Origin of the sequence: Candidatus Vesicomyosocius sp. SY067_SCS001 (assembly GCF_014706615.1) — a bacterium.
Lineage (GTDB): Bacteria > Pseudomonadota > Gammaproteobacteria > PS1 > Pseudothioglobaceae > Ruthia.
The window spans coordinates 645,579-659,149 of sequence record NZ_CP054877.1 but is presented as its reverse complement, the minus strand read 5'-3'; the positions used below and the strand labels follow the sequence as shown (position 1 = coordinate 659,149).

The 13,571-nt window shown below is 29.5% G+C and carries 13 protein-coding genes; 11 read left to right on the top strand and 2 right to left on the bottom strand.

The window, feature by feature from the left end:
• Window positions 1-74: 74 nt before the first annotated feature.
• The 10 genes from HUW60_RS03185 (at window position 75) to HUW60_RS03140 (ending at window position 6,991) form a co-directional block, all read left to right on the top strand.
• Window positions 75-392, top strand: a complete 318-nt coding sequence (locus HUW60_RS03185; protein ID WP_190600102.1) for a cold-shock protein — start codon at window positions 75-77, stop codon at window positions 390-392.
• The gene (locus tag HUW60_RS03180) at window positions 389-994 is read left to right on the top strand and encodes a transglycosylase SLT domain-containing protein (RefSeq protein ID WP_238924439.1); all 606 of its coding nucleotides are present in this window, start codon (window positions 389-391) and stop codon (window positions 992-994) included. The genes HUW60_RS03185 and HUW60_RS03180 overlap by 4 nt, the downstream gene beginning before the upstream one ends.
• Before the next feature lie 5 nt (window positions 995-999).
• Window positions 1,000-1,296, top strand: a complete 297-nt coding sequence (locus tag HUW60_RS03175) for a Rieske (2Fe-2S) protein (RefSeq protein ID WP_190600100.1) — start codon at window positions 1,000-1,002, stop codon at window positions 1,294-1,296.
• On the top strand, window positions 1,293-2,357 hold the full coding sequence (locus tag HUW60_RS03170) for an anthranilate phosphoribosyltransferase (RefSeq protein ID WP_190600099.1): 1,065 nt from the start codon (window positions 1,293-1,295) through the stop codon (window positions 2,355-2,357). The genes HUW60_RS03175 and HUW60_RS03170 overlap by 4 nt, the downstream gene beginning before the upstream one ends.
• Window positions 2,358-2,401: 44 nt before the next feature.
• Window positions 2,402-2,866: a hypothetical protein gene (locus tag HUW60_RS03165; protein ID WP_190600098.1), complete on the top strand. Its 465-nt coding sequence runs from the start codon at window positions 2,402-2,404 to the stop codon at window positions 2,864-2,866.
• 4 nt (window positions 2,867-2,870) lie between these two features.
• Window positions 2,871-4,259, top strand: a complete 1,389-nt coding sequence (locus tag HUW60_RS03160) for a pyridoxal phosphate-dependent decarboxylase family protein (protein ID WP_190600097.1) — start codon at window positions 2,871-2,873, stop codon at window positions 4,257-4,259.
• Window positions 4,252-4,740 carry a cupin domain-containing protein gene (locus HUW60_RS03155; protein WP_190600096.1) on the top strand — a complete coding sequence of 163 codons (489 nt, stop codon included), beginning with the start codon at window positions 4,252-4,254 and terminating at the stop codon, window positions 4,738-4,740. Before HUW60_RS03160 ends, HUW60_RS03155 begins: the two co-directional genes overlap by 8 nt.
• Window positions 4,730-5,539 (top strand): ATP-grasp domain-containing protein, encoded by an 810-nt coding sequence (locus HUW60_RS03150; protein ID WP_190600095.1) that lies wholly within the window; start codon window positions 4,730-4,732, stop codon window positions 5,537-5,539. The genes HUW60_RS03155 and HUW60_RS03150 overlap by 11 nt, the downstream gene beginning before the upstream one ends.
• Window positions 5,536-6,435 carry a cyanophycin synthetase gene (locus tag HUW60_RS03145; RefSeq protein WP_190600094.1) on the top strand — a complete coding sequence of 300 codons (900 nt, stop codon included), beginning with the start codon at window positions 5,536-5,538 and terminating at the stop codon, window positions 6,433-6,435. The genes HUW60_RS03150 and HUW60_RS03145 overlap by 4 nt, the downstream gene beginning before the upstream one ends.
• A gap of 166 nt (window positions 6,436-6,601) precedes the next feature.
• Window positions 6,602-6,991 (top strand): VTT domain-containing protein, encoded by a 390-nt coding sequence (locus tag HUW60_RS03140; RefSeq protein ID WP_238924438.1) that lies wholly within the window; start codon window positions 6,602-6,604, stop codon window positions 6,989-6,991.
• Window positions 6,992-8,027: 1,036 nt separating this feature from the next.
• On the opposite strand, the gene HUW60_RS03135 is transcribed toward HUW60_RS03140, so the two are convergent.
• Window positions 8,028-9,749: an ABC transporter ATP-binding protein gene (locus tag HUW60_RS03135; RefSeq protein WP_190600092.1), complete on the bottom strand. Its 1,722-nt coding sequence runs from the start codon at window positions 9,747-9,749 to the stop codon at window positions 8,028-8,030.
• Window positions 9,750-9,829: 80 nt separating this feature from the next.
• On the opposite strand from HUW60_RS03135, the gene HUW60_RS03130 reads away from it, so the two are divergent.
• The gene (locus HUW60_RS03130) at window positions 9,830-11,467 is read left to right on the top strand and encodes a CTP synthase (RefSeq protein WP_190600091.1); all 1,638 of its coding nucleotides are present in this window, start codon (window positions 9,830-9,832) and stop codon (window positions 11,465-11,467) included.
• A gap of 705 nt (window positions 11,468-12,172) precedes the next feature.
• Here the strand turns inward: HUW60_RS03130 and der are convergent.
• Window positions 12,173-13,570: a ribosome biogenesis GTPase Der gene (gene der, locus HUW60_RS03125; protein WP_190600090.1), complete on the bottom strand. Its 1,398-nt coding sequence runs from the start codon at window positions 13,568-13,570 to the stop codon at window positions 12,173-12,175.
• Window position 13,571 lies beyond the last annotated feature (1 nt).

Here is a 13,571-nt window from a genome sequence, read left to right as displayed (position 1 = left end):
TTAAATTTCAACGTGAATACATTAATTTTATTAAAAATCAATGTATTGTTTGTGTAAAAAAATAAGAGGAATAAATGGTAAAGAAAGTACAGGGAATAGTTGCCCAATTTGGCACTAAGGGGTATGGTTTTATTATGGGTGATGATGGTGAAAAATATTTTGTTCATCAAAAAAATATTTTTAATAAATCTCGCCTGAAAGTTAATACACGCGTTGTTTTTAATACTCAGAATTCTGAAAAAGGTTGGGTAGCAATGGATGTTAATTTGGAAAAAGACGTTAAAAAACCTAATCTTGAATCTAAGATGTTATCATATGGCGCTATTAAGAGCATGTTTGTTATTTTATTTATTATTCAAGCGATTATTGTTTATAAAATATTTGGGTGGTGAGTAAACTTTTACATATTGTATTAATCTCATTAGTACTTAGCGGGTGTTTTTCAACACCAGCAATACAAGTAAATAATATTTGTCATTTAATGGATGAGAAAGTTAGTTGGTATCAAGCAGTTAAAGCTAGTGAGAAAAAGTATGGTATACCTATGTATGTGCAATTAGCTATTATGTATCAAGAGTCGCATTTTGCATCAAATGCAAGACCACCAAGAGATAAGTTATTTGGTGTTGTGCCATGGTTTAGACAGAGCAGTGCTTATGGTTTTGCGCAAATTAGAGACATAACTTGGGAGTGGTATCAGTTAAAAACAGGAAATCAAAATATCAATCGTGATAATTTTAATGATGCTATAAATTTTATTGGTTGGTATGCTAACCAGTCCAATAAACGTTCTGGTATTGATAAATCAGATACATACAATCAATATCTTGCTTATCATGAGGGACATAGCGGTTTCAATAAACAAAGTTATCTTACTAAGCCGTGGTTGATAAAAATCGCAACTGGTGTTGATGATAATGCAAAACGTTATAAACATCAACTTAAACAATGCATCCAGCGATTGGATAACAACAATATCTGGAGATTATTCTAAGCTTTATGTGGGTAAAAATTCTAGATAAAGAACCAAAAGAAGGAGAAATGGTTGAAGTTGTTATAGAAGGTAAGGATTTATTTGTTACACTTAACCAAGGTAATTTGTATTGTGCAGATAATCGTTGTCCACATGAAGATATTAAATTAACGTTAGGTTGTTTAAAAGATAATAGAATTAAATGTTCGTTACATGGATTCAGTTTTGATTTAATTACAGGAAATAGTACACATAAAAGTGTAGATAATTTACGTATTTATCCTATCAAGCAAGAAAATAATAAAATTTATTTAAAATTATGAAAATATCTCAACCACTTATACATTCAATTATTCAACGCATAGCAACAGGTCCTGATTTGAGTAAAAATATTGATTTTGAAGAGGCAAAGGCATGTATGCTAAGTATTCTTCGTGGAGAAATTAATGAGGTACAAACAGCTATTTTTTTAATTGCACTACGTATGAAACGTGAAACACGTGAAGAAAGTAAGGGCATTCTTGCTGCTATTCTTTGCGAATCTGATCAACAACAAGTTATTGTTGATAATTTGGTAGATTTAGGTGATCCTTATAGTGGGTACAGTCGTTCAATTCCAATATCATCATTTTTACCGCCATTATTAGCTGAGCTTGGTTTACCTACTATTATTCATGGTTTAGATAGTGTATCGCCAAAGTATGGACTTACTCATCGACATATTAATGAGGCTTTGGGTTTGAATATCAATAACTCAACTAAGCAAGCCAAAGCCCGTCTTGAAGATAACAGTATTGGTTGGTCGTATATTGATCAAGAAAACTATTGCCAAGGTTTGCATAATCTTGTACCTTTGCGTAATCAAATTATTAAGCGTAGTGTAATTAATACTGTAGAAACTTTAATTGGTCCAATGCGCGGAAAAAAAACACATTCTATTTTAGGCTATGTACATAAGCCTTATCCTCCTATTTATGCGCATTTAGTAACCGCTTCAGGTATGGATACATCGTTGTTAGTTCGAGGTGTTGAAGGAGGTGTGATTCCTTCACTTCGCCAAAAAGGGTTAATGATTTCTTACCAAGGTTTAGTTGAGCAAGATAAAGTAGATATCGACCCTAAGTTGTTGGACATCTATCAAGATACTCGTGCTATTTCATTTCCTAGTGGACTAAATGTATATAGTGATATAAAAGCCCTAGCAGATTATACAGTTAAATTAGGAAAATCAGCCTTATCAGGTGAAAAAGGTTTGTTTTATGATGGCTTAGTTTTAGCTGCTAGTTTAATTCTTTGGCATACTAGAAAGGCTAGCTCATTGGTTGAGGCTGCCTGTATAACAAGAGCAGCCTTAGATTCTGGTAAAGTATTGAGTCGTTTATAATTAAATAATAAAAATCATCATAAAACAAAAAAGGGAGTAAAAACATGAATAATGCCATTAAAGTTGTTACTGGTTGGTTGGCTGTCTTATGGATATCGTATGTTTTTTTAAGCTCATTACCTTATACATTAACTAGTTATGCAATAGAATATTTATATATCTTTTTTGCTTTTAGCACTTGGATGAGTGATTTTATAGGCAGTATGATAAGTGAATTATTTATTCAAAATAGCTCTTATGTTATCAAAGGTTCTAAGTTATTTACTTTTTTAGTTGTGTTATCTCCTATTATTTTTTGGTATTTAAGAAAAGATTTACGTTTTGTCAGTAGCTTAATGGTATTAGTGGCGATGATATATTCAGTATTATTTTATTTATTTATTCCATTTGACTGGATAGTTAAATGGAATCAGAATAGACAAATACAAACTGATTCAGGCTCGGATAATGTAGTTTTTTCTATTTTAGTTTTAGGTATTGTAATGTTTCTTTTTAATAAACGAGCTTAATTTGATGCAAGATCAGGATGTTTTACAAAAAATAACCCAAGTCTTAGCTACTTCAAATTTTAAAAAATCTAATCAACTCATTAATTATCAAACCATTAATAAGTTGGAAAAAAATTTAAATTTAAATAAACAAAATCCACAGTGTTGGGATGAGATATTTACATGGGTAGAACAATATCTAGAATATTCTGCTAATACTAGTCATCCTAATTTTGCTAATCGTATGTGGTCTGGTGCTAATCAACCTTCTATTGTAGGTGAAATTGTAACTGCGCTAAGTAATACTTCAAATTGCACTTTTGAGTCTGCACCTGTTGCGACGTTAATGGAAAAATACATGATTAAACAAATGCTTGACATAGTAGGTTTCAAAAATGGTGAAGGACAGATGACCACAGGATCTAGTAATGCCAATATGATTGCTATGATGGTTGCACGTAATCAATCATTGAAAAAGGTAAAAAAACAAGGATTATTTAACCAGAAATATTTGTTTGCTTTTGTTAGTGAGGATGCGCATTATTCATTAGATAAAGCAAGCAATATATTAGGTATTGGTACCAATCATTTAATTAAGGTAGCTACCCTTGAAGATGGCTCAATAAATACAACATTGCTTAATGAGAAAATCAAGCAAATTAAACAACAAGGTGGCTTAGTATTTTTTGTTTGTGCAACATTAGGTACAACAGTACGAGGTGCTTATGACAATATTGAAGCGTTAACTATGCTAAAAAAGAAATACAATTTTTGGTTACATGGTGATGGTGCATGGGGCGGGGCAGCAATTATGAGTTTAAAATTAAAAAAGAAATTTTTAACAAACATTGAGTCTCTAGATTCTTTTACTATGGATTTTCACAAAATGTTGGGTAGTAATTTAATGTGTAATTTTTTGTTGTTAAATCATAAACATTTATTATCATACACTTGTACAGATGGAGATGGTAGCTATATTTTTAGAGATAATGAGGCTGATTTGGGCATTACTTCATTGCAATGTGGTCGTCGTGTTGATAGTTTAAAATGGTTTTTGGATTGGAAATTCTATACTAGGAAAGGGTTTTCTGATAGAGTTGAGAATTACTATCAACTGGCAAAATTTGCTGAAGATTTTATTAACGCTAATGTTGATTTAGAAATGGTACTTAAACGTACTTCCTTTAATGTATGTTTTCGCTTTAAAAGTAATAATAATAATAATAATAATAATTTTAATCAATGCTTGCGTGATAGTTTATATCAGGGACAACAAGCATTACTAGCTTTAGCATACGTGGAAAAGAAATTAGTGTTTAGATTGTTAATTAGTAATATTAATATGAATAAAGTGAAATTAGTTAGTTTACTTAATCGTTTGATTAAGAGAGGAAGAGCATTAAATAATGTTTAAAGAAGTTCAAAATACGTATTATACGCATTCAACTAATTTTGATTTTAAGATGTTATGTGTATTACTTCATGAGGAAAAATATGCTTTAGCTGTTGAGAAAATAAAAACACTAACTTTAGAAATAGATTTAGAGGCTTTATTATTTGATCAGTATAATTACACAAGAAATATTATTATTAACAATAAAAGTTATTGGTTAGGTCTATTAAATTGGGATAAAGGAGCAATAACACGTATTCATGGGCATCCAGACCGTGCTTTTATTTATGTAATTAAGGGTCAGTTAATGTGTAAAGATTTTGATAAGAATCCATTGACTAAGATTAGTAGTAGTACGCTTGTTAATGGAACGTGTAGATATAGTAATAGTGTGAAAGGAAAAATGGATAATGATATTCATCAAATTAGTGCTATCGAGTTAAGCTTAAGTTTACATTTTTATTCCGATAACCCTATCAAAGGAGAAATTTTTGACTTTTAGGTTAATTTTTTACTATATTTATTGGTCATTAAGACTTGGTATTCCACCTTGGTATTATTTTCAAATTAATGCTGAATGGTATAACAAAAAAAAAGGGTTTTATTCTAAAATTGATATGGATAAACGCATTCCTTTAAAATGGAGATTAAAACAATCTTATCTTGATAAAAACAATCCACCTTGTAAATTTCCTGTGTTTTTAAAGCCAGAGTGGGGACAGAATTCTAATGGTATCAAAAGAATTGATTCAAGAGATGAATTTTTAGCCTTTAACCATAAAAAAAGTAAAATTCCTTACATTGTTCAAGAAGTGGCAATAGAAATGCAAGAATATGAGATTTTCTATATTCGAGATTCTGATAATGAAACACATTGTATTACACTAACAATTACTCAAGTAATCAACCATTCAGGTGAGTCTTATCCTGTGAATAGTATTAATAATAAACAGGTAATTTATCAAGACTGTACATTAGATTTCTCACTCCATGAACTTAAAAAATTGCACAATCATTTGCAAGAATTACCATATTTTCGAATTGCCAGAGTGGGGCTTAGATCTAATTCTAAACAAGATTTATTGAAAGGTATGTTTCATATTATTGAGGTTAATTTATTTGCACCATTTCCGATTAATTTACTAGATAATAGTATTTCAAAAAAAAATAAACATCAGTTTATTAAAGATAATATGTATCACCTTGTTAGAATTAGTAACACAACACCTAAGGAACATTTTAATCGTTTTGTATTTTTCAAAAAAGTTATTAAACATTATCAATCAAAAGTTGAATTATGAAGCATTGGTTGCATCGATTTTTGTCACGATTTTTTTTATCAGGATGTAGTGATTATAACCCACTTAAAGTACGCCGTGCTTGTCGTTCTAAGGCACAAGCTAGAATGGCTTTTAAGGAAAATAATTTTCCTTATGCCCAGGGTAAAATATTTATTAATCCTATTAGTGTATTTGAATTTGCTAAAAAAAATGGTTTTCCTTTAGTTGTTAAACCTAATGTTGGTGGGTTTTCCAGAGGAGCGTATTTTCCTATTAACACTTATATACAATTAGCAAAAGCTAGTTTAAGCGTTAAAAAATGGTGGTTAGTGAGTATTGTTGAGAAATATTTACTGGGTAAAAATTATCGTATAGTTATGACTAAGTTTGGGGTAATGTCGATACTTAGACGTTACCCTCCTTTTGTTATTGGTGATGATGTGAGTGATATAGCCAAGTTGATTGATAACGAGAATCTTGTTAGAAAAAAGATGGATTTATCGCCAATTATTAAGCCTATCCCTAAAAATTTAGCCATTAAACAATATTTAAAGAAACAACAAATGAATTTATCTAGTATTCCCAATGTTGCACAGAAGGTGTATTTACATCATAAGATATCATTAAAATTAGGTTCTAGTGTTGAAATTATTGATAAGAAAATATTAACCGAAAAAAATAGACAAGACTTGGAAAAGATACTCAATTTTTTTGATGCTAATATTTTAGGTATTGACGTGATTTGTAAGCAAGGGATTGAGATTGACTTTAATGCACAATCGTGTATTTTTTTAGAACTTAATTCACGTCCATTTTTAGCAATGCATAACAAGCCCAGATATGGAAAAAGTGAAGATTTATCAATTTTTTATCATCAATTAGATAAAATACAAATTTTTGATCATGGGGAGTATTAACAAAAAATATCTCTTTTACAGTTTTATCTTGCTTAATGTTTCTTTAGTAGTTTATTTTTACTTAAGTGAGTATAAGATTAATCCAGCTATGTTTAAAGACTTTTTAAGTGGAAAAAATTTTTTAACTTCTTATTTAGTGTATATTTTAATATTGATTATTAGGGGTTTGACATTTTTACCTGGAGCTATATTCTTATTAGCAGGTATTTATCTTTTTTCTTTTATACAGGTATTTTTTGCTATTCAAATAGCGATTGTAAGTTATTGTTTAATTATTTATAATTTTTCTCATAAACTTAATTTCAAAGTACCAGAAAGAATACTTCAGTTTGAACAGAAAATTAAAAGCAAAGAAATTTCCATTATTTTTATATTATGTTTTATTCCTGGTATTTCAATTAATATATTGATTTATTTTTTATCAGTTATTGATATTAAACTCAAACATATTCTGATAGGTGTTATTGCTGGAACCTCTATCACTTCAATTATTTATATTTCAATTATTACAGGTATTTTTAACTCAAGTTATTATTTTTATAGTTCTTTTAAATAAAATAGGTTTCCATAAAAGTAAGGTTTGAATTATAAAAATACTTGTATTACTGGTATTATTATCCATTTTTATAGCACAAAAAGCTATGATCGGCTTAACAAATATTATGTTAGATTTTTTCTAAATAGTAGTCTCTTTGTTGCTATAAATTATATTTATTAATTTCAATCAGAATAGGAAAATAAAAAGATTAGGATACTTGATTTATTTGTATAATCGCTTAAAAATATTTGTATTTATTCGACACGAATAAGCTACTAATTTTACAGTAAATATAGTTAGTGACGCTAAATTCAGCAATAACTAGATTAGTTATTGCTGATGTTTATGTCTAATTAGATAATGGCATTCATTACAGAATAAAAACTTATTAATGCAAGTTCTAAATTATTAATATATGTGTGTATAAAATACCTATACTGACTAAAAATTTTAATTAAATCATATATGGTTGGCAAACTTCGGTTATTATAACATTTTATTGCACTATATTTAGAATTTACTAAGTATATTACTGAACAATAAGTTAGGAATAACAAATATTGCGTTTTGCTTAATTGGTAATTATGGTAGGTTTATTAGAAGAGTATTTTTAAGTGATAGTGATTAATAGTGAAAATTAATTACTGATTCAAGAATAGTATTTTTTATTAGTTTTGTACAAGTAGGTTGAATACTTAAATCCCAGCTTCTAACAAATATACTATGTTTGTTAGAAAACTAGCAAGTAGTATTATCTAGATTATTTTTAATATGGGTATGGTAAAAGAAGGGATTTCAATCTATTATAAATATTATATAGATATAATCGCTAAAATAATACTTAATACGGAACTCTCTAAAATGGTTAACCATTTAAATCTTTTCACTAATGTTATGAAAACTATAGACATATACCATAGGTGTAAATAGTTGTTGTACTAATATAAATACCTATCTTTAATCATATTTGAAATTCATCCATCTAATCTACATACTTCAGTATTACTAGTATTGGTAATATTAACCCATGCTATACACGCTTATTCTTTTAGTATTAATACTTAAATTGGTGCTTATACAATTGAGCATATTCACCTTGATAATCTAGTAATTCTTGATGTGTTCCTTGTTCAATGATATAGCCATGGCGTAGTACAATAATTCGATTAGCTTTTTGAATAGTACTTAGTCGATGGGCAATAATAATGGTTGTTCTGTTTTTTTGCATTTTATGAATGGCATTTTGTACTTTTTTTTCGGTCGCACTGTCTAATGCTGAAGTGGCTTCATCTAAAATTAAAATAGGACTATCTTTGGCAATTGCTCTTGCAATAGCAAGTCGTTGACGTTGCCCTCCTGATAGTGATATACCATTTTCACCAATTTGTGTATCAAATTTATATTCTAGTTGTTGAATAAATTCATCAGCGTTGGCAATAATTGCTGATTGTTTGATTTGTTTATCTGATATAGTGTCTAGTTGACCTAAGGCAATATTACCTTTAATAGAGTCGTTAAATAGTTGTATATTTTGATCAACAAAGGAAATATTTGAGCGTAATGAATCAATTTCAAAGTGGTTAATATCCACCCCATCGATAGTAATGACTCCTTGTTTAGGGGAATAAAAACGCATTAATAATTGGATAATAGTAGTCTTACCACTACCTGTTGCACCAACAAATGCAATAGTTTCACCTGCTTTAATATCTAGATTAATATGTTTAAGTATGGTTGTATTGTTGTTATAACTAAATGACACATCATTAAATTGAACAAAACCTTTTGGATTTATTAGTTCCTTGGTTCCAATATTAGATTCTTCTTTTTCGTTAATAAGTCCGAATACACTTTCACCTGCTGCAATTGCATTTTGTAAAGGCTTGTTAATATTAACTAAACTTTTAGCAGGTTTAAGTAACATACCCATTGCAGTAAAAAAGGACAAAAATTCACCTGCACTCATTTGTAGTAAAGTAGAGGAAAAATACACTACACTACTTAAAGACAAACCAATTAAAATATTAACAAAAGCGGTATTAAAACTACTGGTCATATCAACTTTAAAACGTTGTTGACGGATATTTTTAATCAAACTATTAAATTTATCATTTATTTGAGATTGGGCATGATAAATTTTAACTAAGGTATTACCAGAGATATTTTCATTAAGTAAATGTGTCATATCACCCATTGATTTTTGTACATTAACATTCGAATGACGCATACGATTAGAGGAAAATTTTACCGCTAGATATACTAGTGGTAAAAGTATTAAAAGAGTTAAACTCAACTGCCAGTTTTTATAAAATAAATATCCAATTAGAATAACAACAGTAATTGACGACTTAATAAAATCCAACCAAATAGTTGAAGCACTACCTGCAATTTGTTCAACATCAAAGGTTAGTATAGATAGTGTTTTTCCTGTAGGGTGTTGATCAAGATAAGACTTAGGTAATTTTAGCAATTTAGTAAACATAATAACGCGCAAATCCATAATAACTTTATTGGATACCCAAGAACTAACTGCAGTAGAAGTAAGTGCAAACAATGAACTAAGAACAATAGCACCTAATAAAATAAGGGCATAAATAAATGCAGTTCCTGATTGACGCTCAGTTGCAAATAATTCATCAACAATTCTACCTGTGATTTCTGGTACAGAACTTTCCAGCACTGTTGCTATTATCATCATAGTTGAAATAAAAATAAATTTTCCAATGTGTGGCTTTAAATGAATAAATAAATGAGAAATAAATTGTTTGTATTGCATTTGTAAATAACTAATCTTAGTAACCTCATATTCTACCCAGTTTTGGGTATCATAGCCCTTTCAACTTTGTTACTTTTTCTGTGTCAACAAAATATATTTTTATTACTGGTGGTGTGGTTTCTTCTCTAGGAAAAGGTATTGTTAGTGCATCCTTAGCTTCAATTTTAGAATCACGTGGTTTAAACATTACTATGCTTAAACTTGATCCTTATATCAATGTTGATCCTGGTACTATGAGCCCATTTCAGCATGGTGAGGTTTTTGTAACTAATGATGGTGCTGAAACAGATCTTGACTTGGGACATTATGAGCGTTTTATTCGTATTCAACTAGGTAAGGAAAATAATTTTACAGCAGGTCGTGTATATAAGAATGTCATTGAGCGTGAACGTCTTGGTAAGTATTTGGGTGATACTGTACAAGTTATTCCACATATTACGAATGAAATTAAGCGTTTAACTCATATAGGTGCGAAAGGGGCTGATGTTACTTTAGTTGAAATTGGAGGAACAGCAGGTGATATTGAATCGCTTCCATTTATGGAGGCTATTAGGCAAATGAGCCTTGAGCTAGGTCGTGATAATGTTCTGTTTATTCATCTCACTTTATTGCCTTATATTAAAGTTGTGGGTGAATTAAAAACTAAGCCAACTCAACATTCTGTTAAGGAATTAAGAGGTATTGGTATTCAACCTGATATATTAATTTGTCGATCTGAATACCCGATGTCAGATATTGAGAGAGCTAAAATTGCATTGTTTACCAATGTTTCTCAAGACTCTGTATTTACTTCATTAGATGTTGATACGATTTATAAAGTACCAAGAGCTTTGCATGAACAAGGGTTGGATAATGTAGTAGTGAAAAAACTATCATTAAATTGTAATCCAACTGATTTGTGTGAATGGGATAATGTGATTAAAAGATTACAACATCCTAAATCTAGTGTTGATATTGCGATGGTGGGAAAATATATAGATTTGACAGAGTCTTATAAGTCTTTATCTGAAGCTTTAATTCATGCTAGTATACACACACAGACTAAAGTTAATATCCATTATTTTGATTCTGAGAAGATTGAAGAAAACGGTACTGATTGCTTATCTGAGATGAGTGCAATTTTAGTACCAGGTGGTTTTGGTAATCGTGGTGTTGAGGGTAAAATTGCTACAGTTAAATTTGCTCGTGAAAACAATGTACCTTATTTAGGTATTTGCCTTGGTATGCAAGTTGCTGTGATTGAATGCGCACGTAATATGGCAAATATGATTAATGCTAATAGTACAGAATTTAATAAAAAAACAGCTTACCCTGTTATTCACTTAATAACAAAGTGGAAAGATGTTGATGGATATAAACACTCTCTAAATAAAGATTCATATTTAGGAGGCACTATGCGTCTTGGAGGACAAAAATGTGTTCTAGTTGAAGGAACTAATTCACAAGAAATTTATAGCAAGTCGGTTATTATTGAGAGACATAGACATCGTTATGAAGTCAATAATTTATTAATTAAACAACTAGAGGTAGCGGGCTTGATAGTTTCTGGGCGATCTATTGATGGTACTTTAATTGAAATGATTGAAATTAGAGACCATCCTTGGTTTGTAGCTTGCCAATTTCATCCAGAATTTACTTCAAATCCACGTGATGGACATCCATTATTCGAAAGTTTTATCAAAGCTTCCAATAAAGCTAATAACCTTATTTTGTTTTAATTTATTTACAAAAATATTGACTAAATCGTTCCTTTATTTTGTGAATTATTGTTAATTTTATGTCTATTAATTGATTGATAAGGAACTTATATCAGTTAATAACATCATTAGTTTTATTTATCTAATTATAAGAAAAAGTGAAATAAAATTTGGATCTCAAGTGCAACAGATTTAACGTGTACATATGCAAAGTAAATTTTTTTGTTTGATGGAAAGTTATTAGTGTATCGTAATGATAGGGGTGTAGTATCTACTATTACATATATAAATTCTAAATATAACAACAATAAAAAATAAAATAAATTAATAAGAAGTTTATAATTGTAGTCTATGAAGTTAACAGTTTACTAAATAAATATTCAGTTATTTATTTAGTATTGGCAGGTTGTAACTTAAATGGAGATTCATAAAATATGAGCGAGTATATATAAGCAACTGTGTAAAGATTCAAAAGACAGATTATATGACAATCAACTTAGTGCTACTAGTGAAAAGCGTAAAGTTAGTTAGGTAATCTTATAGATTGTAAGACACATAAGAACTATAAAACGCTATCAGTAAATAATGTTATATTTTTATCAAGGATTGATAACTCTTAAAACAATCTAGAATAGTCGTTTATTTCTATTTGGAATTTTTTTTAATGCCCTAAAAGCATGATAAAAACAGTATGATTGTAGTATTTAGTTCAATGTTTGTAACGTCTTAATGTTTTTTTTTAATAAATTTCATTAGACGACGTTTTTTAGCAATTTGATTGGCATTTAATATATTTTTTTTATTTTTAAAAGGGTTATTACCACTTTTGTATTCAATTTTGATAGGGATGTTGGTTAGTTTTAAAGAGTTAATAAAAAAATTTTTTAAATAACGTTCATAGGCATTTGGTACATTTTGTAAATGATTTCCATGAAAAGCAAGAGTTAGAGGAAATATATTAGTTTGATTAACATATTTAATTTTTAATCTTCTACCTTTAACAAGCGGTGGTTGATGACCTTTATTGGCTTTCTCTAAAATTTTATTCAATATTGAAGTTGAATGTTGTTTACAAGCATCTTGATAAGATTGGTTAATAGGTGTAAATAATTTACCCACACCAGATCCATGTAGCGCAGAAATATAATGTATGCTAGTATAATTTATAAAAGAAAGTTTAACTTCCAACTTGCGTTTAACTTCTTGTTTTTGATAGTCATCTAAACCATCCCATTTGTTAATAACAATTAGCAGTGCCTTACCTTTATCTAGAATCATGCCTAATAGGCTTGCATCTTGTTTAGTTACTCCAGTTTGTGCGTCTAATACAAGAATAACAACATGAGCTCTTTCCAGAGCATTAATGGTTTTAATAATAGAAAATATTTCAATTTTTTCATGGGTTAAATGTTTACGACGAATGCCTGCTGTGTCGACAAGTGTATATTGCTGTCCTTTACGTTTAAAAGGAATGTAAATACTATCGCGTGTAGTGCCTGATAAATTAATTGCTATTACTCGTTCTTCCCCTAAAATATGGTTAATTAAAGTTGATTTACCTACATTAGGTTTACCAAGTACAGCTATAGTAATGCCTTCTATTACTTCCTCATTAACAGTTACTTTAGGTAGTAAAGGTAGGGTAGTATTAATTAAATTATCAATACCTTGACCATGTTCAGCTGAAATAAGAATAGGTTTTCCAAGTCCAAGTTCAAAGAATTCAGTGGTTAAGGTTGGGTTTAAACCTTCAGCTTTATTACAAACTAGTATGATATTTTTTTTAAGCTTTCTAAGCTGTGAAGCTATTTCTAAATCAAGACTGATTACACCGTCTCGGCTATTAAGCATAAAATAAATAACATCTGATTCTTCTAGTGCATTTAGTATTTGATCCTGTATGCCGCTGTCAACTAGATTGTCTTTATTGGTAAATCCACCTGTGTCAATAATTGTGGTAAAAGTTTGTGTTTCATTATCTAAAAGCACTTTTGCGTATTGACGATCGCGAGTCAGTCCTGCAAAATCAGACACTAATGCTTGTCGTGAATGACTTAGGCGATTAAATAACGTTGATTTACCAACATTAGGTCGTCCAACAAGGCAAATAATAGGTAACTCCATA

Coding starts and splice junctions, on each gene's coding strand:
- HUW60_RS03185 (WP_190600102.1), top strand. CDS start 75: ATGGTAAAGAAAGTACAGGGAATAGTTGCCCAATTTGGCACTAAGGGG.
- HUW60_RS03175 (WP_190600100.1), top strand. CDS start 1,000: ATGTGGGTAAAAATTCTAGATAAAGAACCAAAAGAAGGAGAAATGGTT.
- HUW60_RS03170 (WP_190600099.1), top strand. CDS start 1,293: ATGAAAATATCTCAACCACTTATACATTCAATTATTCAACGCATAGCA.
- HUW60_RS03165 (WP_190600098.1), top strand. CDS start 2,402: ATGAATAATGCCATTAAAGTTGTTACTGGTTGGTTGGCTGTCTTATGG.
- HUW60_RS03160 (WP_190600097.1), top strand. CDS start 2,871: ATGCAAGATCAGGATGTTTTACAAAAAATAACCCAAGTCTTAGCTACT.
- HUW60_RS03155 (WP_190600096.1), top strand. CDS start 4,252: ATGTTTAAAGAAGTTCAAAATACGTATTATACGCATTCAACTAATTTT.
- HUW60_RS03145 (WP_190600094.1), top strand. CDS start 5,536: ATGAAGCATTGGTTGCATCGATTTTTGTCACGATTTTTTTTATCAGGA.
- HUW60_RS03135 (WP_190600092.1), bottom strand. CDS start 9,749: ATGCAATACAAACAATTTATTTCTCATTTATTTATTCATTTAAAGCCA.
- der (WP_190600090.1), bottom strand. CDS start 13,570: ATGGAGTTACCTATTATTTGCCTTGTTGGACGACCTAATGTTGGTAAA.